At 61.8% G+C, this 20941-nt stretch carries 20 protein-coding genes and 1 pseudogene; 6 read left to right on the top strand and 15 right to left on the bottom strand.

Features of this window, described 5'->3' with window-relative positions:
* Positions 1-58: 58 nt before the first annotated feature.
* Genes SO156_RS31115 through SO156_RS31125 form a run of 3 tightly spaced genes read right to left on the bottom strand, consistent with a single transcriptional unit; the run spans position 59 to position 796 of the window.
* Complete coding sequence (locus SO156_RS31115) at positions 59-262, bottom strand: hypothetical protein (RefSeq protein WP_498537425.1); 204 nt, start codon at positions 260-262, stop codon at positions 59-61.
* A 20-nt stretch (positions 263-282) separates the two neighbouring features.
* Positions 283-546 (bottom strand): Gfo/Idh/MocA family protein, encoded by a 264-nt coding sequence (locus SO156_RS31120; RefSeq protein ID WP_498537426.1) that lies wholly within the window; start codon positions 544-546, stop codon positions 283-285.
* Positions 479-796, bottom strand: coding sequence for a Gfo/Idh/MocA family protein (locus SO156_RS31125; protein ID WP_498537427.1), 318 nt, complete (start codon positions 794-796; stop codon positions 479-481). The genes SO156_RS31120 and SO156_RS31125 overlap by 68 nt, the downstream gene beginning before the upstream one ends.
* 257 nt (positions 797-1053) lie before the next feature.
* Between SO156_RS31125 and SO156_RS31130 the strand changes: the two genes are divergently transcribed.
* Positions 1054-1176 carry a hypothetical protein gene (locus SO156_RS31130; RefSeq protein WP_498537428.1) on the top strand — a complete coding sequence of 41 codons (123 nt, stop codon included), beginning with the start codon at positions 1054-1056 and terminating at the stop codon, positions 1174-1176.
* Between the two features lie 46 nt (positions 1177-1222).
* Positions 1223-1417 carry a hypothetical protein gene (locus SO156_RS31135; protein ID WP_498537429.1) on the top strand — a complete coding sequence of 65 codons (195 nt, stop codon included), beginning with the start codon at positions 1223-1225 and terminating at the stop codon, positions 1415-1417.
* Positions 1418-2162: 745 nt separating this feature from the next.
* On the opposite strand, the gene SO156_RS31140 is transcribed toward SO156_RS31135, so the two are convergent.
* The 5 genes from SO156_RS31140 to SO156_RS31160 are packed head-to-tail and all read right to left on the bottom strand — an operon-like array spanning position 2163 to position 7455.
* Positions 2163-2840 carry an RraA family protein gene (locus SO156_RS31140; RefSeq protein ID WP_498537430.1) on the bottom strand — a complete coding sequence of 226 codons (678 nt, stop codon included), beginning with the start codon at positions 2838-2840 and terminating at the stop codon, positions 2163-2165.
* Positions 2841-2867: 27 nt separating this feature from the next.
* Positions 2868-3827 (bottom strand): amidohydrolase family protein, encoded by a 960-nt coding sequence (locus SO156_RS31145; protein WP_498537431.1) that lies wholly within the window; start codon positions 3825-3827, stop codon positions 2868-2870.
* Positions 3824-5146, bottom strand: a complete 1323-nt coding sequence (locus tag SO156_RS31150; RefSeq protein ID WP_498537432.1) for an MFS transporter — start codon at positions 5144-5146, stop codon at positions 3824-3826. The genes SO156_RS31145 and SO156_RS31150 overlap by 4 nt, the downstream gene beginning before the upstream one ends.
* A 27-nt stretch (positions 5147-5173) precedes the next feature.
* Entirely contained in the window at positions 5174-6088 is a 915-nt protein-coding gene (locus SO156_RS31155; RefSeq protein WP_498537433.1) for a DUF1932 domain-containing protein, read from the bottom strand.
* 26 nt (positions 6089-6114) lie between these two features.
* Positions 6115-7455: an MFS transporter gene (locus tag SO156_RS31160; protein ID WP_498537434.1), complete on the bottom strand. Its 1341-nt coding sequence runs from the start codon at positions 7453-7455 to the stop codon at positions 6115-6117.
* Between the two features lie 201 nt (positions 7456-7656).
* Between SO156_RS31160 and ydiJ the strand changes: the two genes are divergently transcribed.
* Positions 7657-10689, top strand: a complete 3033-nt coding sequence (gene ydiJ / locus SO156_RS31165) for a D-2-hydroxyglutarate dehydrogenase YdiJ (protein WP_498537435.1) — start codon at positions 7657-7659, stop codon at positions 10687-10689.
* 1 nt (position 10690) lies between these two features.
* On the opposite strand, the gene SO156_RS31170 is transcribed toward ydiJ, so the two are convergent.
* From SO156_RS31170 to SO156_RS31190, 5 genes and pseudogenes are all read right to left on the bottom strand, one after another.
* Positions 10691-11614, bottom strand: coding sequence for an SMP-30/gluconolactonase/LRE family protein (locus tag SO156_RS31170; RefSeq protein ID WP_498537436.1), 924 nt, complete (start codon positions 11612-11614; stop codon positions 10691-10693).
* Positions 11611-12555: an amidohydrolase family protein gene (locus tag SO156_RS31175; protein ID WP_498537437.1), complete on the bottom strand. Its 945-nt coding sequence runs from the start codon at positions 12553-12555 to the stop codon at positions 11611-11613. Before SO156_RS31175 ends, SO156_RS31170 begins: the two co-directional genes overlap by 4 nt.
* An 88-nt stretch (positions 12556-12643) precedes the next feature.
* Entirely contained in the window at positions 12644-13405 is a 762-nt protein-coding gene (locus SO156_RS31180) for an IclR family transcriptional regulator (RefSeq protein ID WP_498537438.1), read from the bottom strand.
* A 1549-nt stretch (positions 13406-14954) separates the two neighbouring features.
* Complete coding sequence (locus SO156_RS31185) at positions 14955-15626, bottom strand: L,D-transpeptidase (RefSeq protein WP_498537453.1); 672 nt, start codon at positions 15624-15626, stop codon at positions 14955-14957.
* Positions 15627-15767: 141 nt separating this feature from the next.
* Positions 15768-15896: pseudogene (locus SO156_RS31190) on the bottom strand (two-component sensor histidine kinase); the annotation flags it as partial.
* Between the two features lie 1093 nt (positions 15897-16989).
* Between SO156_RS31190 and SO156_RS31195 the strand changes: the two are divergent.
* From SO156_RS31195 to rpsU, 3 genes are all read left to right on the top strand, one after another.
* Complete coding sequence (locus SO156_RS31195) at positions 16990-17283, top strand: hypothetical protein (RefSeq protein ID WP_498537439.1); 294 nt, start codon at positions 16990-16992, stop codon at positions 17281-17283.
* A gap of 876 nt (positions 17284-18159) precedes the next feature.
* Positions 18160-18402, top strand: a complete 243-nt coding sequence (locus SO156_RS31200) for a hypothetical protein (protein WP_498537440.1) — start codon at positions 18160-18162, stop codon at positions 18400-18402.
* 305 nt (positions 18403-18707) lie between these two features.
* Positions 18708-18983 (top strand): 30S ribosomal protein S21, encoded by a 276-nt coding sequence (rpsU, locus tag SO156_RS31205; protein WP_498537441.1) that lies wholly within the window; start codon positions 18708-18710, stop codon positions 18981-18983.
* A 123-nt stretch (positions 18984-19106) separates the two neighbouring features.
* On the opposite strand, the gene SO156_RS31210 is transcribed toward rpsU, so the two are convergent.
* Together SO156_RS31210 and SO156_RS31215 are read right to left on the bottom strand one after the other, a co-directional pair.
* Positions 19107-20474: an amidase gene (locus tag SO156_RS31210; RefSeq protein WP_498537442.1), complete on the bottom strand. Its 1368-nt coding sequence runs from the start codon at positions 20472-20474 to the stop codon at positions 19107-19109.
* Positions 20461-20853 (bottom strand): tautomerase family protein, encoded by a 393-nt coding sequence (locus SO156_RS31215; RefSeq protein WP_498537443.1) that lies wholly within the window; start codon positions 20851-20853, stop codon positions 20461-20463. The genes SO156_RS31210 and SO156_RS31215 overlap by 14 nt, the downstream gene beginning before the upstream one ends.
* Between the last annotated feature and the right edge of the window lie 88 nt (positions 20854-20941).

Consider the following 20941-nt stretch of genomic DNA (forward strand, 5'->3'; position numbering starts at 1 on the left):
TCACCGCCAGCGTCGTGTGGAGCGTGCGGACTCCATCAAGACAGGACACAAGTGGAGTCTATTCTCGGCGTATCACGCGGGCGAAGTGTTCGATCTGGCAGACATAGGTATCCCCGCTTTCGGCCGCCAGCATCTCCGCAGTGAGATCGCCGCGCCAGCCGGGCTCGGCCGCATCGCGGTAGTTGAAGTATTGGAGCGTCGGCAGCGTCACAGAGCCTTCTGTCCCGGCGAAAACATGGGACCTGACCCTCTGCCGCTTCATCCGGTCGGACATTCCTCGCATCAGATCAAATTCGCCTGAGGCCAGATCCCACGAAAGAACGGGGAGACAGCGGTATCCGAAAGGCTGATCGTTGCAATGGCACCGCTCTCGAACTGCAGCAGCACTGCGGCAGTATCTTCAACTGGAAACCCGCGCACCGCGTTCGAACTAACCGCCTGGAACGCACGGATTTCGCCGAACAAGAAGCGGATCAGATCAATCTCGTGAATGAGATTGATCAGGATGGGTCCGCCACCGGCCTTGTCTTCGCCAATCGAGATCAAAATAGCTGGCCGACTTCAGCTGATTGTACATGACCGTCGCCGTGACCGGTCGCCCTATGAGCCGGTCACGAATGGCCTGACGCACACGCTGGACGGCGGTATTGTGACGGCGATGGTGTCCGACCAGAACTGGCACATCACGCGCGTCCGCTGTTTTGCACATTTCGCGAGCAGACTCGACTTGATCGGCCACGGGTTTTTCGACTAGGACTGCAATGTTTCGTTCGATACAGGCGAGCGCCACCGGCACATGCTGCGCGTTCGCACAGCGACAACGACGCCGTCGAGCTTTTCTTTCCTCAGCATTTCGTAGTAGTCGGCGTAGGCAGATATATCTTCCGCCCAGGCGAAGTCCAGGGCCGACGGTGTTGGGTCAGAAACAGCAATCAACGCTGTTTGTGTGGACTGTCTGATAACCTTAAATGCGTCTTACCGATCGTGCCTAGGCCAATGATGCCGAGTCGCACTGAAGCCATTTGACTTCTCTAAACTTGGTTACGCGACATCTTGGCCATCATCGAGTTGCCGGGTGTGAACGACAGCGACCTGCAAATCGATGCCCAGGATAATTCCATCCGGATCTTAGGGAAGAAGGCAGTCGACTATCCCGAGGAGGGCGAGCCTGCATAGACGCGAGCGCGTCTCCGGTGAGTTCGACCGAACGCTGTCATTCCCCGTGCAGATCGAGGCGGATGGCATCAAGGCCGAATTTAGAGACGGCATTTTGGCGGTATTTGTGCCGCGTGTGGAAAGCGACAAGCCACGCAACATCAAATCACCTGAACCGCAATCTGTCGCCACCTGTTCGTCCCGACAAGCGGAGAACCGGTGTGGCTTAGCAGCTTTAAGGAGATACGATCATGGCTTCTAAGAAAGAACTGCAGGTCGCGCAGAAGCGCGAGCTGGAAAAAAGAAGGAGGAGACTACGATCCCGGCGCGGATATTCCTGCCCGGACGTCGCCGGATGTCGCAGAGGGGCCAAGAGCTGCCTTCCTCAACTGAGGCTTGGGCCCAGCAGCTCCGACCTTTCTGCACGCTGCAATGCGCCACAATAATCACCTGGCAAAAGCAGGATGAAAGTCTGACCGCGATCAGTTAAGTGGAAGGTCACAACTTTGGAGAGTGCCCGGGCTATGAAGGAAGCGGAGAACTGCCGCACCCAAACCTACGCCAGACCACGCGGTAGCAACCGTGCCCCCTACTCCCACTCAATCATTTCGGACGACGTTTCGTCGTTGTTTTGCAAACACAAATTTCCAAGTCTGACGGACAAATCCCGACGGTATACCCGCCGCAATTTTTCGGAGTTGAATTCACAAGAAAATTTATGCTGTTCGACGGTTTGGCGCCTTCGGGAAGTATCGGGGTCAATCGACTGCGCGGCCACATGAGCTTACCTGAAATGGTTTCTCGCAGCCATTGCAACGCTTGCAGTACCGTCACCGATGAGGAAAACGGAGTTCAGTTTGCACAATGGACGCGCGCACGGCACACTAGACCGTCCAACGATGCGGATCCGCTGTGCGGCAAGTCCGAAGGCCCTATCACGGATTTGAGCTGCGGAACTTCAACGCAAACCTGAGCGGCGATCGGCGGTCCCAATGGCTCGAGTGGCATCAGTCGAGGCCTTCGCATTTCAACTCGCGGAGCTGCTTGTCGACCCATGACGGGTCGTGCGTGCCGGCCTCGATGTTGGTGATCTGCTTCTGCTCGGCTTCGAACTTCGCGGTCGCCGCCTTGAACACCGCATCGGTTTGATCGAACGGCACGCAGAGCAATCCGTCCTCGTCACCGATGATGAGGTCGCCAGGCTCGATGACCATGCCGTCGATCGCAATCGGGACATTGATTTCACCGGGGCCGTTCTTGTACGGACCACGATGGGTGACCCCAGCCGCGAAGACCGGGAAGTCCTGATTTCGGATATAGCTGGCGTCGCGGATCGCGCCGTTGATGATCAGGCCGGCAACTCCGCGCTTGATCATCTGCATCAACATCATCTCGCCGGTGATGGCATTAGTCAGGTCGCCGCCGGCATCAACCACGATGATGTCTCCGGCCTCGGCAAGGGCGATCGCCTTGTGAACCATCAGATTGTCGCCGGGCGGCGCTTTCACCGTCAACGCGGGGCCTGCCAGCACGCCGGCGCGATGCATGGGACGAAGCCGCGCGCCCCCACCCGTCATTCGCGACATACTGTCGCTCACATTCGCCACCGGCAGGCGCGCGAAACGTTCGACCGTGCCGGTGTCGACCTTCTTTTGCCGCTTCAAAATTCTGAACCCTAAAGACATGATGTCCTCTTCGCTCATTGAACGATGTTAGAAGCCGAACAGCTCGGCTGGATTTTCGACTAGGATGCGGCGACGCGTCCTTTCGTCCGGCGACCAATCGGCCAGCAGATCGACCAGCAGCGCATCATCCGGCTTGGTCTCGCGCTGCGTCGGATGCGGCCAGTCGGTGCCCCACAGGATGCGCTGCGGCACCGCCTGCACGTAGGCCCTCGCAACTTCGCTGGAATCCGCATAGGGCTGTCCGAGCTTGCTGTCCTCATAGGGCTCGGTGACCTTCACCCAGGTTCGGCCCTCGTCCAGCATACGGCGCACCGCCGCGAAGGCAGGATGCCGAACGCCATCCGGCTGCGGAATGCGTGCGAGATGATCGATCACGACCTTGGTAGGCAATGCCCGGATGACGGCTTCATGCGTCGCGATCTGTTCGCCCGTCATCAGGATCTGCACGTGCCATCCGAGCGGATGGATGCGCTTCGCCAGCGTGGTCAGCATCTCCGGCGTTGTCGTGCCCCATGTCTGGGGCGATACGAAATTGACGCGGATGGCCCGGATGCCGACATCGTTCAACGCCCGCAACTCCGCCTCCTTCACCTCGGTGTCAACAACGGCGACGCCGCGTGCGGCAGCTCCAAGCTGGCTCAACGCGTCGACGAGACACCGATTGTCAACCCCGTAGGTCGATGGCTGGACCACCACACTACGCGACGTGCCCAGTCGCCGCTGCAGCAAGCGATAGTCAGCGACGGTCGCTCCGGGCGGAAAGCCCTGGCGCCAATGCGGCGAGACGGGAAACCGGCCGTCATAGATGTGATGATGGCAGTCGCATGCGCCCGCCGGCACGTCGAGGCGCGGCGGGGCCGATCCGGTGCTGTTCGGCACGGCCTGCTCGACCCCGGCAGCCCATGCCCCGGTGCCGGCGGCGAGCATGCCGGCGAGGACGCCACGCCGGGTGATGGAATGCGGCGGCAGGTTGATACGCGCGCTCATGGCTTCACCGTAGCTACGTCCATCATGCGTGCGGCACTGCGCCCAAGCACGAGGACGCAGACCGCGGCTACAGCGCAGAGCAGCGCGAGCGGCAACATTCCGAGCACAAAGCTGCCCGTCGATTGCTTGACCAGTCCGACCACGTTCACCATCAGGCCGCCGCCGATCAGGTTGGAGATCGCGTTGATGCCGGCGAGACCCGCCGCCAGCGTGCTCGCCGAGAGCCAGCTTGCCGAAAGTGCCCAGAACGGCCCCTTGAAGGCATAGGCGCCCACCAGACAGCAGGTGACCATGATGATCGTCGGGACCACCGCAGTGCCCGTCAGGCCCAGGGCCGTGAAACCGCCAGCCGCGAGCAAGAGCGTCAGTGCCGTGTGCCAGCGGCGCTCACCCGTCTTGTCGGAGTGGCGCCCCCACAAGACCATGACCACCGTCGCAATGCCGTAGGGAATCGCGTTGACCAAGCCGGTCTGGAGGTTCGTGAGTCCGAATGACTTCAGGAGCTGCGGCTGCCAGACAGACAGGACGCTTCCCGTTGCGGACGCGCCCGAACAGACGAGTGCCATCACCAGAAAGTACTTGTTGGTGGCGAGTTGCCAGAGCGAGAGATGCCCGACGGGCTTGCGCGCGGCCGCGTCTGCCGCCATGCGCCCGGTCAACCATTCGCGCTGCTCGTTGGTCAGCCAGGATGCCTGTGCCGGCTTGTCGGTCAGAACGAACAGGCAGGCGAGGCCCAGCAGGATTGTGGGCAGACCCTCCAGGATAAAGAGCCACTGCCAGCCGCGCAAGCCGAGCGCACCGTCGAGTTCGAGCAGGCCGACCGAGAGCGGCGAACCAAGAAACGTGGCGAGCGGAATCGACACCGTAAACGTCGCCAGGATGCGCGCCCGATATTGCGACGGCAGCCAGTAGGTCAGGTACAGGATGGCGCCCGGAAAGAAGCCCGCTTCCGCCGCGCCCAAGAGGAATCGCATCGCATAGAGCGAGTACGGCCCGACCACGAACGCCATGCCCATGGTCACCAAACCCCAGGTGATCATGATGCGGGCGATCCAGCGCCGGGCGCCGATCCTCTGGAGCGCCAGATTGCTCGGCACCTCGACCAGAAAGTAGGAGACGAAGAAGAGACTGGCGGCAAAGCCGAACATCGCCGGCGTCAAGCCCAGATCCTTGTTCATCTGCAAAGCCGCGAAGCCGACGTTCACACGATCGAGCAGCGCAAAGAAGTAGCAGATCATCAGGAATGGAACGAGGCGCAGCAGCACCCGGCGCATCGTCACTTTCTCGATCTGATCGAGGTCTGTCCGAAGGGTCGTCACATCTGTCTCCCTGACCGTCTTGAGTTTTTATTCGGCCGCCTTCGCTTTGGCCGTCATCTTCGCCACGACCGCGTCGATCGCAATTTTGTAGTTTTCGGGTACGACGCCGTTGAAGTGATCCTTCAGGCCCAGACTGTTCTTCCACCGCAGCCGGGCCACGGTCGCGCGCGCCATCATCGGATCGACCCCGGCGTCCTCAACCGCCTCGGCGGCCATCTCGACCTCCTCGGTGCGACGCTTGGCGTGGATGACGCCGGAAGGCGTGAGGCTCTCGACCGTATCCATGAACGGCCGGGTCAATGTCTTCGAGGCTGATGCGAGCACAACCTCGTCGAGGCCGTAGGCGCGGGCCGCCAGCAGCGTCTCGTCGATCAGCGCCTCGATGCCCTTGATCAGGACGGAACGAAGGATCTTGATGCCGGACGCCGTGCCGAGCTTTTCGCTGACATATTCGATGCTCATGCCCCAGGGCACCAGCAAATCGACCACGCGCTGCCCGGCCGAACCGCTCGACATCATATGCATCGAATAGCCGTTCTTCGGCGTGCCCATGATGGAGCCGTCGCCGAGCGTGGCGCCCGTCCTGGCCAGACGCTCCGCGACGCCGTACTTCACCTTCGGCGTGGCTGAGGCAAAGTCGAGGAAGGTGTGACGGCCGTCGAGCACGGGCGCGAACGCGTCCGCGCTTTGCAACGAGGCGGAGCCAGGCGTCACGCTGAAGATCAGTTCGGCAGCGTCGGCCAGTTCCTTGTTCGACTTGACCAGCGTGACGCCGGCGGCGTTGGCACGACTCTGGATCAGGTCCGCATAAGGTCCGTCGAACGCGTATTTGTCGTAGCACAAGATCTGCTGCAGACCGGCTTCGCGCAGGCCCTTGCCGAGTGTGCTGCCGATCTCGCCATAGCCGACCAGGCCGAGACGAAACTGTTGCTTCTGGCTCATTGCGTTTTCCTTCGATGAGTTTGCGGTCACGCCCGCGCGGTTTTTGCCAGGGCCGATGCGCTGCCCTGCAGACTGAGGCCGACGATCCGGATGAGGATGGCGGCCAGGATGAGGAAGGCGGCAACCGAGATCAGCGCCCATGAGAAACTGCCGGTGGCCTGGCGGATTTCGCCGATCAAATAAGGGCCGACGAAACCGCCGAGATTGCCGATCGAAACGATCAGCGCGAGCCCGCCTGCGGCGGCGCTGCCGGTGAGGAAGCTCGACGGGATCGGCCAGATCGTGGACTGGTAGCACATGATCCCGACGACGGCGCCGCACAGCGCGATGATCGAGATCAGCGCCGACGAGGTCGCATAGCCGCATACGATCAGCGAGGCGGCACCGAGCAGCAGCGCGGAGGCGACGAACCAGCTTCGCTCGCCGCCCCGGTCGGACAGCCGCGCCCACAGCATCATGGTGATGGCGCCACAGACGTAGGGAATCGCGGCGAGGAAGCCGACCGTCACGATAGAGAAGCCGAACCCCTTAAGGATTTGCGGCATCCACAGACCGAGACCGACCGAGCCGATGATGGCGCAGAAGTTGACGGCCGCGCACACGAGAACGCGCCAATTGGTGAACGCATCCTTCAGTGAGGAGGAATGCTTGGCGGCGATCGCCTGACGCTCGCTTGCAAGCGTCTCGGTCAGCCAGGCTCGTTCCTCATTGCTCAGCCATTTGGCCTGCTCGGGCTTATCAGTCAGCGTGAACAGGCAGACGAAACCGAGAATGCTGGCGGGCAGGCCTTCAAGGATCAGCAGCCACTGCCAACCATGCAGGCCGGCGACGCCGTTGAGGGCGAGTAGCGAGCCCGAAAGCGGCGCGCCGAGGATGTTTGCGATGGGAATGCCGAGCAGGAACGCTGCGGTCGCGCGGCCACGGATGCGGGCCGGGAACCAGTAAGTGAAATACAGAAAGACGCCCGGTGTGAAACCGGCTTCGCCGAGGCCGAGCAGGAAGCGCATGGCGCCAAAGCTCACCGGACCAACGGCGAACGCAGTGGCGGCCGACAGCAAGCCCCAGGTAATCAGGATGCGGGCGATCCATTTGCGCGCGCCGACGGCTTGCAGCGCAAGATTGCTGGGAACCTCCGCCAGGAAATAGCCGAGGAAGAACAGACCGGCGCTCCAGCCGAACTCCGACGGCGAGATGCCGAGGTCGTGGTTCATCGTCAGGCTGGCGACGCCGACATTCACCCGGTCGAGATACGCAAAGATGTAGCAAAGCAGAAGGAAGGGAACGATGCGCCACATCACCTTCGAGAGGATGCGCTCCTCTTTGGGTGTGAAGCCTGTGCCGGCCGAAGCGGCGGATGTCGTTGCCATGGGTTCCTCCAGATCGGCCGTTGTGCCCCGGCCATGGCGCCCGATAGCAAAAACAGAACGGCGTTGCAATTTATTTTGAAACGGTGTTTCATTTTAGAGAGGCCCATGAAAGTGCTTGCGCCCCGTCCATCAGGCGCGTTCCACTCGAAAAATGAAGCGCCGGCCGTCGGTTACGGCATTCGGCGGGCCCGGGGAGACACCATGCTGCCACGCGTTTCCGATATGCTGGCCCCTGCTCCGCTGCATGCCGAGCTCCTCGCGGAGCTTCGCCTGCGCGCCTTCGAGGGCGATCTGACGCCTGATTATGCCGACCGGATCGTCTCGGCGACCGACAACTCGATCTACCAATTGCTTCCGCAGCTGATCGCCTTTCCGCGCAGCGTCAACGATCTGGTGCGCCTTGCGCGCATCACCGCGGAAGAGCGCTTCAAGGACATCGTGTTTGCTCCGCGCGGCGGCGGAACCGGCACCAATGGCCAATCGCTGACTGAAGGCCTGGTGGTGGATGTCTCGCGCCATATGAACCGCATCCTTGAGATCAACCCGGAACAGCGCTGGGTGCGGGTGCAGGCCGGCGTGGTGAAGGATCAGCTCAACGCCGCGCTCGCCGAGCACGGCCTCTTCTTTCCGCCGGAGCTCTCCACCTCCAATCGCGCCACGATCGGCGGCATGATCAGCACCGACGCGAGCGGCCAGGGCTCCTGCCTCTACGGCAAGACGCGCGACCACGTGCTGGAGCTGACGACCGTGCTGCTGGACGGGACAGTCTGGACCTCGCGCCCGATCGAGGACGGGGAACTGCAGCAAATCAAGCAGCGCAGCGACCGCGTCGGCGCGGTTCACCGGCTGGTCGATGCAATCCAGCGCGAGCAGGCGGACCTGATCGCGACTCACTTTCCGAAGCTAAACCGCTGCCTGACCGGCTACGACCTCGCGCACATCCGCGACGAGCGCGGACGCTTCAACCTGAATTCGATCCTGTGCGGCAGCGAAGGCACGCTGGCGCTGATCGCTGAAGCCAAGCTCAATTTGGTGCCTATTCCCAAGCACAGCGCGCTGGTCAATGTGCGCTATGGCAGCTTCGATGCTGCCCTGCGCGACGCGCAGGAGTTGATCCGGTTCGGCGCCGCCTCGATCGAGACCGTGGATTCCAGAGTGCTCGGCCTCGCCCAGGACGATGTGATCTGGGAGTCGGTCCGGCAATACTTCCCCGAGGACGACGGACAGCGCGCTACGGGCGTGAACCTCGTCGAATTCGTCGGCGACGTCGAGACCGATGTCGAAATGTCGGTGCGCAAGGTGACCGACGCGCTCGCGTCCGCCGGGCCGTCGCGCGGCCGCCGTGGCTTTACCGTGGCGCGCGGCGAAGCCGATGTCGGCGCGATCTGGGACATGCGGAAAAAATCGGTCGGCCTGCTCGGCAACATGCAGGGCGACAAGCGGCCGATCCCTTTCGTCGAGGACACCGCCGTCCCGCCGGAACACCTCGCCGACTACATCGCCGAATTCCGCGCCGCGCTGGACGCCCGCAAACTTACTTACGGCATGTTCGGCCACGTCGATGCCGGCGTGCTGCACGTGCGCCCCGCGATCGACATGAAGGATCCGGCACAGGAGCTGCTGATCCGGGAGATCACCGAAGACGTGGTGCGCATCACCAAGAAATATGGCGGTCTGCTGTGGGGCGAGCACGGCAAGGGCGTTCGCTCCGAATTCTCGCCGCGCTTCTTCGGCCCGCTCTATCCGACCCTGCAATCGATCAAGGCTGCGTTCGACCCGCGCAACCAGCTCAACCCGGGCAAGATCGCTGCGCCCGAGGATGGAAAGCTGCTTGCAATCGATGGGCTAACGACGCGCGGCCAGCTCGATCGGACCATTCCCCGCTCCGTCCGCGCCGCCTATGACGAAGCGCTCCACTGCAACGGCAACGGCGCGTGCTTCACCTGGGACGCGGATGAAGCGATGTGTCCGTCCTACAAGGCGACGCGCGATCGCCGGCATTCGCCGAAGGGCCGCGCCTCGCTCGTTCGCGAATGGCTGCGTCAACTGGCGGCGCGCGGCGTCGATCCGGTCGTCGAAGCAACTGCACTGCGCAGCGGCGCGCCGTGGCGGAATTTTCCCGCGCGGTTGCGCAATACATGGTCCCGTGCGCCCGACTTCTCGCATTCCGTGATGGATGCGATGGACGGCTGCCTCGCCTGCAAGTCCTGCAGCGGGCAGTGCCCGATCAAGGTCGACGTCCCCACTTTCCGGGCAAAATTCCTCGAACTCTATTATGGCCGCTATCTGCGGCCGTTGCGTCATCACATGGTCGCATCGCTGGAGGCGATGCTGCCGGCGCTCGGCAAAGTGGGCTGGCTGTACAATCTGCTTCTCGATAGCCCGGCGGGCCGCGCAGTGATGCGCGCAATCGGGCTGGTGCACACGCCAAAATTCTCCGGCGTCTCACTGCAACGAGAATTGGCGACGCGCGGGATTGCAATGGCAACGCCGAAGGCGCTGGCCGCGCTGCCGGCCGGAGAGCGTTCGCACAGCGTGGTGCTGGTGCAGGACGCGTTCACGAGCTGGTACGAGACGCACGTCGTGCTTGTGGTGCTCGATCTGATGCAGGCGGTCGGGTTCAAGCCGTTCGTCGCGCCGTTCCTGCCGAACGGCAAGCCGCTGCACGTGCACGGCTTCCTCGGCGCCTTCGATCGCGGCGCATCGCGCAACGCCGCGATGCTGCGCGAACTGGCCGCGACCGGCGTCGAACTGGTCGGCATCGACGCATCGATGACGCTGACCTATCGCTCGGACTACAACATATTGCCTGAAGCGGACCGTCCGCCGCCGGTGCTGCTGATCCAGGAATGGCTCGCCCGACACAGTGACGCAATTCCGAGATCGCTGGCTGCCCCCAACGAATATCTGCTGCTGCCTCACTGCTCGGAGCGCTCGCTCGCCGTGTCCAGCCTGAAGCAGTGGCAATCGGTGTTCGCTGCGACAGGCGCGACACTGCACGTGCTGCCTTCCGGCTGTTGCGGAATGGCAGGGACCTATGGCCACGAGGCTGAGCACCGGGCCACGTCAGAGCAAATCTATGCGATGAGCTGGAGCAAACAGGTGGCGCGATGGGCGCAGAGCGGCCGCCTGCTCGCCACCGGTTATTCCTGCCGATCGCAGGTCAAGATCGTGGACGGGCAGGCCCTGCCCCACCCTGCGCAAGCCTTGCTCGCCTGTCTGCGCGGAGGCTGATCTAATCAGCGTGCGAGAACATCGGCAGGCCCGGCGTCTCGAGTTCGGCGCGGATCAGCGTTCCCGTACGGCTTTCGGTGATGAACAGGCTTTTTCGCTCCGGCCCGCCAAACGCGAGATTGGTGTTGCCGACGCCCGCGCAGGACACGATGCGATCGAGCGGCTCGGCCAACGGCGACAGCCGCCACACCGAGCCGAAGCCGGTGTGGCAGATCAGCAGATTGCCGCCGCTGTCCAGCGCCAGCCCGTCGGGGCCGCCAGGACCGCCATGCAAATGCGCGAAGATGCCGACCTTGGTCGTCAGGCCGCTGGCGGGCAGCGGCACGCGCCAGATCTGGTTGGCGCGCGTCACGGCGACGAGCAGAACGCTCTCCTCCTGATCGACGACGATGCCATTCGGACTCGGGATCGTGTTGAGCAGGCACGTCAGCCGGCCATCGGGCGTCAGCTTCCAGACGCGGCCCGTCGGATCGTGCATCCCGGTCTGACCCTGATCGGTGAAATAGAGGTTGCCCGACGGCGCGAAGACGAGATCGTTCACGCCTTTAAAGCTTTCGCTTGCCGCCGTCTCCAGGAACGGCGTCACCGCGCCGCTCGCGGGATCGATCAGCATGATGCCGCGCTTGTAGTCGGTGATGAAGATGCGGCCGTCGCGGTGGATCTTCAGCCCATTCGGCCAGCCATCGTATTCGGTCACGAGCTCCCACGCGCCTTCCGTGCTGACGCGGAAGATGCGTCCATAAGGAATATCCGTGACGTAGAGCCGTCCCTGGCGGTCGAAGGACGGACCTTCGAGAAAGGAGTCGATCTCGCGGCCGCCTTGGTTGGCATCCGCCCAGGCCGTACGGCGAGATTTCCGGAACTGGTCCGGAAGCCGCGTGAAGACGCTCGTCTCGATGCGGCGCGGCGGATTGAAGAATGTCATTGGACACCTCGCGGAAAGCCGTAAAGCTCGGCCGGGTTGTCGACGAGAATGCGCTTGAAGGCAGCCTCTCCCGCCCATTGGCTGAAGAGATCGAACAGCCGCGCATCATCCGGCTTCTGCTCCCTCTCGGACGGATGCGGCCAATCACTGCCCCAGACCAGCCGCTCGGGCGCGGCCTTGACATAGGCTGCGGCAATGGCGCCGGCATCGGCATAATCGGGTGCGCCCTGCTTGCTCGAGACATACGGCCCCGACAGTTTCACCCAGGTCTTGCCGCGATCGAGCAGGCCGCGAATGACCTTGTAGGGCGCACTTGCCAGACCATCCGGCTGCGGTACCTGCGCCAGATGATCGAATACGAGCTGTCCGGGCAGCGAAGCGAGCAAATCGGCGTTGTCCTCGATCTGCTTGGGGCGCATGTTGATCTGGCAGTGCCAGCCAAGATCGGCCAGCCGCGGGGCAAGCAATCTAAGAGAGCCGACCGAGAGCACACCGGGAAAGCCGAGGTTGAAGCGGACGCCGCGGACGCCTTGTTCGTCGAGCTGCCGCAGTTCCTGATCCGAGACGTCCTCCGCTACGACGGCGATCACGCGAAAATCCTCGGCGCCCAACGCCTGTCGCGACGCGATCTGCAGCCGATTGTCTGTTCCGTAGGTGGACGGCTGGATGATCACGCCGCGTGTCGTGCCGATCCGACGCTGCAGCGCCCCATAGTCGTCGGGCAAGGCGTCTTCGGGCAGCAGCGTGGCGCCCTTCATGACCGGATAGGTCTTGTCATAGGTGTGGAAGTGGCAGTCCGTGGCGCCCAGCGGCGCAGCGAAGCGCGGCTTCTCGGAGCCACTCGACCAACGAACCTGCTCGGCCTGCGCTGCCGCAATCGGCGGAAGAGCGGTTGCCGCGAGTCCGGCCAGCACGGTCCTTCGCGTGAGCCCTGATGCCACGACGTTCGTCCTCCCCATGGATTGTTATGGAGAGGCTTATAGGCCGGCCACGGCGGGACGGCAAGCCAAAATGAAACGCCGTTTCGTTTTATGTGGAGGCGTTTGCAGGGCGCGCAGCGTTCTTCTTGCGCGGGCTTTTCACGGCACCGGGCGGCGTGCCCCCGCATGCGAGCGTTAGCTTATACGCCGCCTCGACCAGCGGCCCCCTGACCTGCTCGGCCCGCGCCTCAGTGAGCCGGCTGATCGGGCCGGAAATGGCCACAGCCCCGACCAAGGTCTCTGAGATACCAAACACCGGCATTGCGAGAGCAGCGGCATGAGGATCGGTCACCCCCGACGTAAACAGCGGTAGCTCATCGTCAGGCTCAACCTGGCGGGATTCGTAGCGAAGCAGCGTCTGGGCGATCGCCGACTTGTCCATGGGACGCGTATCGCCCGGCTGAACAGTCATGCGGATCCGGTTGGTACTTTCCACGCGGAAAAGGCAAAGCCTTTCCTCGCCGTTTCGAACGTAAAAAGACGTCGTCTCACCTGTTTTCGCCGCGAGGTGCTCAAGCACGGGCATGACATGATCGGAAAGACGGAACGCCTGTTGATAGGCGGTCCCGAGCCGTAAGGTCTCGGCGTCAAGCCGATAGGATCCGTCCGACAGCCGAGCGAGCAGCCGGTATTGCTGCAGCGACAAGGCGAGCCGGAGGATCGTGCTCTTGACCAGCCCTGTCCGCTCGGCCAACTCAGCCAAGGTCAAGGCGCTGTCACCCCGACGAAAGGCCGTCAATACTGCTAGCGCCCGTTCGGCCGCTGATACGCCCTTGAGTGCGGGCGGCTTCTTTTCGCTCTGTCTCGCCATCTCAAATCCTCATCTTTGCTTCTCCTACGTCATTCTCGTACCGGTTTGAAGGGCGATGTCCGCGCAGTTAAGAGCGTCGAGGCGAAACTTACTGAGGAGACAGCCGGCAGAGGCCGCAGTCTACGCCCGAGAAGATTGCAATTTCCATGCAGCACGGCAGGAAGAGCGCCGGTCCGACCGAAACGGGCAGTACGTACAACGACAGCAGCGTCCTAGATTCTGAGACCAGCCCCGCCCCTCTGTGCGATCAGGTACGCCGCAGTACTCCGCCAGCGAAAAGCGCGTGGAATCCCGACCTCGATCAGTCTAAGCCAGTGCACGATCTTCAGCGCCTTCAAAGAAGCAGAGGCGAGATCATCAAACTCAAGTGCGCTAAGCTACGAGATAGGCGCCAATGGCACTACCCACTCAATCATTTTGGAGGCCACTACCGCGTTGTTGTCTAAGCACAAACATTCAAAGCTGACGGACAAATCCCGACGGCACATCCGCCGCAATTTTGTGGTCTTGAATTCACAGAAAAATTTGAGCCGTTCGCACTCTCGGCGATTTCGCCACCTATTGGAGTCAATCGACTGATCAGCGCCGCTTGGCTGGCCAAAACTGCCATTACCGCCCTGGTTGGGCGTATGTTCAAATACCGTCAGAGATCAGGAGCGCGCTGGTCCGGTCGTTCGATGGCCCGCACGTGCCGTCGCCGCTGCGCACCAGCCATACTATTCCGCTTTGCGCCAGAAGCGGTTCTTCGCCAGGTCACGTTTGCTCTGCGCACCGCCATCGCGCGACCAGAACGCGACCAGTCGGTGTGAGCTACCTTCAAGTTCTCGGCTGACGACCGTGAACCCTTAATTGCGACCGTACCTCTAGAATATTCGCTGAGTGCCAGAATTGTCGATCTCGGCTCTCGTTAGCAGGGCCCTTTTCGGCGGAAGGGGTGTCCGTCCTCCGGCCGATTCCGCGCGTCAAGTACCGACGGAGCATCTGGGTTACTCCGAGAGCACGCCTCGCGTTGCAGCTTTTTCCCGGTACGATGGATTTGCGCACGACGGAGCGCAAAGGGTGGGACGGCTCTGGCGTGTGTCCAGCCTCGCGCTGGAGCCGTTTCTCGCTTGCAGGAGCCAAGACCGCGCCGCGGGCTGATGCGGTTGCCTAGTGCTTCGCCTCATAGCGAGCTATCCGGCGTGGCCCTTCCCAAAGCTCTACAGGATGGCCGTCAACGAGCTGCTGCGCCAGCTTCCTTGATGTGAGACGATCACTTCGGCCCTGGGCGGACAGGACGTTGACCCGACAAGGGACGCCCTCGAGGCTTGCGCAACGAGCACGCAGCGCTTCAGCCTGCTGTCCGGATTTCGTCGCGACACCAATGTAAGCTGCGGCGCGCGTTCGATGAATTTTACCGATGGGCACACGCGCACCAAGCGGACCCGAGCACAGATCGCAGCCGATGCCACCCTCAAGGCTCATAGCGGGACGGCCGGCGCCAAGGCGGCGTGTCAAGCCGACGGGCTTCTCGGAGAGCTACTGGCGGCGCTTGGACCGACGCCGTTGCCTATGCCGGCAGCACTATCACCTTCGTCTTGACGGGCGTTCGCGAATAGAGGTCGAGCATGTCCTGGCTGAGGAGGCCGGTACAGCCGCTCGTAATGCCGTTCCCGATCGTTTCAGGGTCGCTAGTGCTATAGATCGTGTAAAGCGTGTACACCCCATTTTGATAGAGGTAGAGCACGCGGGCACCAAGTGGATTGTCAAGACCTCCCGGCATGCCACGAGCATATTTGCCCGCCTCCGGCTGGCGCGCGATCATCTCCCTGGGTGGCGTCCAGGTAGGCCATTCGGCTTTGCGCCCGACATAAGCCTCCCCGCTCCACCGGAACCCATCGCGGCCGACATTGGCGCCATAGCGGGTCGCGTTTCCCTCGCCTTCAATGCGGTAAACATAGTACTTGCTGGGATCAATGATAATCGTACCGGGCGCCTCATTGCTGTCGTAGCGCACTGTCTTGCGAAAATATTTCGGATTGATCTTACCAACATCGACCGCAGGGATCGGGAATTTCTCGTTGGGCACGGGCCCGTAGACTTTCTCCGCCTCGGCCAGGCTCATGTAGTCGGATGCGCAACCGGCCAGGCTCAGTGCGGCGAGACCGGCAGCGGAGCCGAACAGAAACGCCCGGCGGTTGACGAGCCGCGACCGATGACCAGGCAGAGTCCCCTCACCCATCGCGCCGGCGGGGGAGCAGCGGCAGGGATCGTGAAATGAAACGCAGCGCCCCGCGGGATGTTCGCCGTTGCCCATATTTGCCCCCCTGTGTCCTTCCACAATTGAGCGGCAGATTGCCAATCCCATTCCCATGCCGGCCGACTTCGTTGTGTAAAATGGATCAAAAAGTCGATCAAGGCTGTCCTGGCGTATGCCCGGTCCGGAATCCCGGACCGAGACGAAGCGTCGCAGTTGCCGCGCTCGAGACTGTTCGAAGCCTCTCGCCCACAGCTACACCGAATGTATGGCGATGGTGAGGAAGACAGGTGCGGACAGTAACGGTGCCTGGTGGTGGTGCAGTAGTCAGGGCTTCAAGAATTGATCGATCTCTTCAGAAACCGTAGCGACGACAAAGGTCGCCTCAGTAGGCGGCCTCTTTTCAACATCCACCGACAGTAGCTCGCCGACTACTCGAGCCCCTACCGATCGATAATTTGCGAGCTGCTTACGTCGGGCGCTTTTGTGCCGACATGCGCAAGCCTGTCCGCCGTGAGAACCGCACACCGCCCGGTCACCGTCCGATCAAGATTACTTAACGCTCCAAGCAGCGGCGTCGCCGCCTCTTAGTCGTTGTGATCCCGCCCTTGCTATCGACCGCGTGCACTTCTTCATGGCCGCAATGCTGGCACCTGAAATCAATTTCGCGAGTCTGGGCTACCCACCTTGTCTGGATGAAGTACGCGGCCATCGGCCAGGCCTGACAGTTCGGGCAAAAGACGAGGACATGATCAGGATCAAGTACTGACCATCCCTTCCGATGCAAGACGTCTTCCAACATAGCCATGGCCCTACTTTGGAGGCCGCGAGCTTGCGGCACGCAACCACCCACTCACGTGCGCAGCGTTGTCGGCTTGGCGCGCCTTTCGCAGAAGCTCCTCTCGACGAACGCAAGGAGGCATGTCCTCAGCTTGCCTGCGCAAGTTAGCTGCCTCTTCCTCTAGTCGGTCTTCAAGTGCCGATGATTGCTCGAAAGATCGCCGGTGCAACATGGCGCTGCTCCCCGTTTGGATTGGGCGGGAGCGCAAGGGGCGTTCTCAACACCGATAAATGCCACGGGCCGAGCGGTGATCATCTGCAAACTTTTGAGGGACCTAAAGGTTGCTGGCATGCTGTCTCGATCAGCGCTCGCTATCCGCAGGAACAAAGAGTCGATCCGATAACTTGTGCCAATCGCGACACCTCCCCGTGAGACCTTCACGCGGTGGATCCGCCAACTGAGGCGGCCTCAAAAAGTGAGCCCGGTGTGCCTGGGAGACCGAGCCCATAACCTCAACAACGACTTTAGCGTCGCTCGGCTATGGCCCCTTAAGTACCGGAGCAAGCATTGGTTCCCGCAGTGTACGGCAATTGGAACATCAAAGGGAGCTGTGCACAGGGAAATATGGCAGCCGCAAACGACAATTCCGAGGTCCATTTGGTTCGGGTCACAACCGATGACCGCAAACACCAAGTTTGGGTTGCCGCGACGCTCCGCGACGATGCGGTCAGCAGGGTTCTGGAGGCCATCCCAGAAGGGTGGACAGCAGCCTTGCTGAGCAACAGGCTGGAAGCTCAGGAGATAGAGGTGTTGCACGTCCAGCCTGGCGAGGTTCGTGAAATCACTTCCAAAGCAACCTAGGCCTGCCTGCGGCCCCCTGTCGTTCACCGACTCAGCCGGCGGGCATGTTGTCGCCAATGGGGTTCCGCCCACAATGTGACTATTGCTGCGATGTGAATTTACTCGCTTTTGAGGTCGCTGCGGCGCATATTGCGCTATCACCGTTCCGCATTCTGGCATTTGCCGGTGACTGAGAGTGTTGCGCTCCCGCCTATGCGTAGGGAGGCATCATGACGCAACCTCAACGCCCCGCGCCTGCCATTCCTCCGATCACATTACCGCGCCCCGTCTGTCCAAGATGCAAGGCTTCGATGATGCTCGTCAGCATCGAAGCAGAGCGCCCAGGCATGGACTTGCACAGGTATCAGTGCGCTGTCTGCAACCACATGCTTACGACCCTTGCCGCCAGCGAAGATCCTTTGCATTCGAAGGCCCTGGGTCGCTGGCTTCAAGGCGATTTGCATCCACCGAAGTAAGGCACGCTGAGTATGGTCCGGCGGCCTCGCCTCGATCTACGAAAGCGCGCTAGTCGGTAGCATTGAGATGTGAGATGCCATGAGCAAAGCCCGCGCGATCCGATATCGCAGACTAGCACTCGCCTCTGGCGACAAGACCAATGCGGACCTGCTGCTTAGGCTTGCGGACGAATGCGATCGCGGGATTCTCTGCACCGCTGAATGGCGATCAGCCCGACCATATCGCACGAATGAGCAGCCACCAACGGCACGAGACGACAGGTTGCGGTTTGCGCGGGACCCGTCAAATGTCGAACGTTGAAAGGCTCCCGGCGGGACATGGAAGCTGGTAGTCAGGAGCCGATTGGCGCGCATCTGGTGACGGGAACCTTGGGGACGGAGGGCAGTTGATCAGCAGTCCCCGACAAGCGGAGTTTTTCCCATGCGCGAGAAGCGCAGGCTGGCAGCGCCAGCAGCGTCCGCCCGCACCACCAAGGCATCGATTGAGCCCCTGAGGACCGGTTATGCCCTAATCGTCGACGGCCATGTCAAGGCGACCTTCACCGCGAAACCGAGCGCCCTGGAAGCTGGCACACAGTTGAAGAACCAATTCCCCCGGCTTCAGGTCAAGATCTACGACGCCGAAAACAAGCTCAGCGAGGTTGTTGAGATCGGCCGCGCTTAACGCGCCGATCGGCGGCCGTTTGGAGTTGGCACCATCATGAGGCGAAGCACAATGGAGACCGGATGCTGTTCATCCGGCAGGACAAGCGCGTGCGACGTGCAAGAAGGGCTTTATCGATTGACAGGGCTGCATGACAGTGGTCACGTTGATACCACCAAGTTGCGGCGTAGTGACAATTAGGTCGGCTTGTTCGAAGCCGGCGATGAACGTCAACGCCACCATCCTCGAAATCGCAATGAAGCTCCTGCGCAATTGGCTGCCGTGCAGGACGTGTCGCAATTCGTAGCCCCATGGAGCAGGATTAATTGCAGGTACTTGTCCGAGACAACAATGTCGAGCAGGCACTCCGTGTTCTTAAGAAGAAGATGCAGCGAGAGGGCGTCTTCCGGGAAATGAAGCAGCGGCGCTCCTATGAAAAGCCGTCGGAAAAAAAGGCCCGCGAGAAATCTGAAGCTGTCCGCAGGGCCCGCAAACTCGCTCGGAAGCAGGCGATCCGAGAAGGATTGCTGCCCGCACCGCCGAAAAAGAAGCCTTTTGAGCGCAAGCCGCTCCTGCCGGAGATCAAAGCACGGGCGGAGTAGAGAGTCCTTTGTTCAGGAGAATGCTACAGGTCGACGAACCTTATGTTCCCGGATCTGCTCATGACGGTTGCATCACTTGTGACGCAGCAAAAAGGGACGCAGATCAGGAATCACGCCCAATACTCACCTCCTGCTCTCAGTTTCGAAAGCACGAGCTATGGCCAGCAATTTCCAGTCAGCCTCGTGCCCACCGACGAGCATCAGGCCGACTGGGGCGCTGCCAGGCTCCTGGATCGGAATGCTTATCGCCGGACGATCGAAATAGTTGAACGGTGAGGTGTTCCTGATGATTTGCGCGCGGACACTGCCTTCATCGCGCATGCAAGCCGCAATCGACGGGGCGATGATCGGGACAGTTGGCATGATCAGGGCATCGAAGCACGCGGTGAGGTGATCGAGCTCGTGCGTCAGTGGTCCGCGACGCATCAGGCAATCGACGTACGCGGTCGCTGCGATCCGGTCTCCGGCCTCGATGCGCGCCTTCACATTTGGATCGTACTCGCCACCCCTTCGGCGGATCAGGTCGCGGTGCCAGGCCATCGCCTCGACTGCCTGGATTGTTGCGTTCGGATTCAGTGTCTGGAATGCCTCGAGCGGCGGCACATCGATTTCGCGAACTTTGGCCCCCGCCCGGGATGCCCTGTTGCAGGCGCGCGTAAAAGCGCCTGCTACCTCGGCATCGAGCCCCTCCAGCATCTTTCCCTTGGGAATTGCGAGTCGGAGGCTGGAGAGTTCGCAGTCCTCCGTGGGCCGCGGCTCTTCCCCGGCAATAACGCCGAAAACCAACGCGCAGTCCTCGACCGAGCGCGCCAGCGGGCCAACTGTGTCCAGGGTCGTCGATAGTGGAATCGCCCCTTCGCGAGGCACGCGGCGTTGGGTGGGCTTGAAGCCAACCACTCCACAGAATGCGGCCGGCACGCGGATTGATCCGACGGTGTCCGATCCGATAGATGCAACGGCCATACGATCGGCGACCGATACCGCAGCGCCTGACGAAGATCCTCCGGGCGTACGCGCACGATCCCACGGATTGCCGGGGGTACCAAAGTGCGGGTTCAACCCAACCGCCGAATAGGCAAATTGCGTCATGTTCGTGCGCCCGATCAACACCGCGCCCGCCGACCTGAGTCTGCTGACTACAGGAGCGTCGCACGCAGCCGGCGCCGAGTCGTCCCGTGCCGTGGCGCCGGCCAGAGTGACCTCGCCTTTAACGTCGAACAGGTCCTTCACCGAAATTGGAAGTCCGGCGATCAGCGAGCGAGCCTCGGCAGCCCGTTCCGAGCGGTCAAAGGCGGCTGCGGCAAGCCGCGCCTCCTGCTCCCAGACCTTGATGAATGTCCTTGCGCCCTCGCCTGCTGGATCCTTGATGCGGGCAAGGCAATCATCCACGAGGCCGATACTGGAGGCCTGTCTCGCGGACAGTGCAGCCGCCATTGCTCGAATTTCCGACCCACCAAGTGGCAGATCGTCCAGTAGTTCAGCGCGCTTCATCAGCCGACCACTCCTCGCTGAGTCCGCCAAGCAGCGGATGGAACATTTCATCGCCGGAATGCTGCGTGAACTCAACGTTCACCTGATCGGTCCGCAGCTCCAGTATTTCGACGCACGCATTGACAAGCGCGCGTGCCAACCGTTCGCGTTGCTCGGGCGGGCGCCCTTTCCGGATGTCACACATCAGAAGGGCCGCCTCGTAGGGTTCTCCTTCCGTGCAGCGCCAGATTCCGCCGTCGTGGAGCTCGCGCACAGCCACAGAAATCCGCCGGATGTTCGCGTGCATAATATCGGCATAGATTTCGCCAAAGCGCCTCGCCAGGCGCTGTTTCTGCTCCGCCGGATAACGGTTCGGCACGTCGATTTGCAGGTAGGGCATCTTTCACCTCTTCAGTGCTTGCGAAACGCCAGGGGTCGAGAACCGCAGGCGCGCGACGAGTTTATTCGCGCGCCCCTGGCCAACATCC

Source organism: Bradyrhizobium sp. UFLA05-125 (genome assembly GCF_059803515.1).

What these genes read in the sequence shown, in the direction of transcription:
- SO156_RS31200 (WP_498537440.1), top strand. Translation starts at nt 18,160, where the DNA reads ATGCGCGAGAAGCGCAGGCTGGCAGCGCCAGCAGCGTCCGCCCGCACC.
- SO156_RS31140 (WP_498537430.1), bottom strand. Translation starts at nt 2,840, where the DNA reads ATGTCTTTAGGGTTCAGAATTTTGAAGCGGCAAAAGAAGGTCGACACC.
- SO156_RS31160 (WP_498537434.1), bottom strand. Translation starts at nt 7,455, where the DNA reads ATGGCAACGACATCCGCCGCTTCGGCCGGCACAGGCTTCACACCCAAA.
- SO156_RS31180 (WP_498537438.1), bottom strand. Translation starts at nt 13,405, where the DNA reads ATGGCGAGACAGAGCGAAAAGAAGCCGCCCGCACTCAAGGGCGTATCA.
- SO156_RS31170 (WP_498537436.1), bottom strand. Translation starts at nt 11,614, where the DNA reads ATGACATTCTTCAATCCGCCGCGCCGCATCGAGACGAGCGTCTTCACG.
- ydiJ (WP_498537435.1), top strand. Translation starts at nt 7,657, where the DNA reads ATGCTGCCACGCGTTTCCGATATGCTGGCCCCTGCTCCGCTGCATGCC.
- SO156_RS31185 (WP_498537453.1), bottom strand. Translation starts at nt 15,626, where the DNA reads ATGGGTGAGGGGACTCTGCCTGGTCATCGGTCGCGGCTCGTCAACCGC.
- SO156_RS31115 (WP_498537425.1), bottom strand. Translation starts at nt 262, where the DNA reads ATGAAGCGGCAGAGGGTCAGGTCCCATGTTTTCGCCGGGACAGAAGGC.
- SO156_RS31155 (WP_498537433.1), bottom strand. Translation starts at nt 6,088, where the DNA reads ATGAGCCAGAAGCAACAGTTTCGTCTCGGCCTGGTCGGCTATGGCGAG.
- SO156_RS31145 (WP_498537431.1), bottom strand. Translation starts at nt 3,827, where the DNA reads ATGAGCGCGCGTATCAACCTGCCGCCGCATTCCATCACCCGGCGTGGC.
- SO156_RS31210 (WP_498537442.1), bottom strand. Translation starts at nt 20,474, where the DNA reads ATGAAGCGCGCTGAACTACTGGACGATCTGCCACTTGGTGGGTCGGAA.
- SO156_RS31215 (WP_498537443.1), bottom strand. Translation starts at nt 20,853, where the DNA reads ATGCCCTACCTGCAAATCGACGTGCCGAACCGTTATCCGGCGGAGCAG.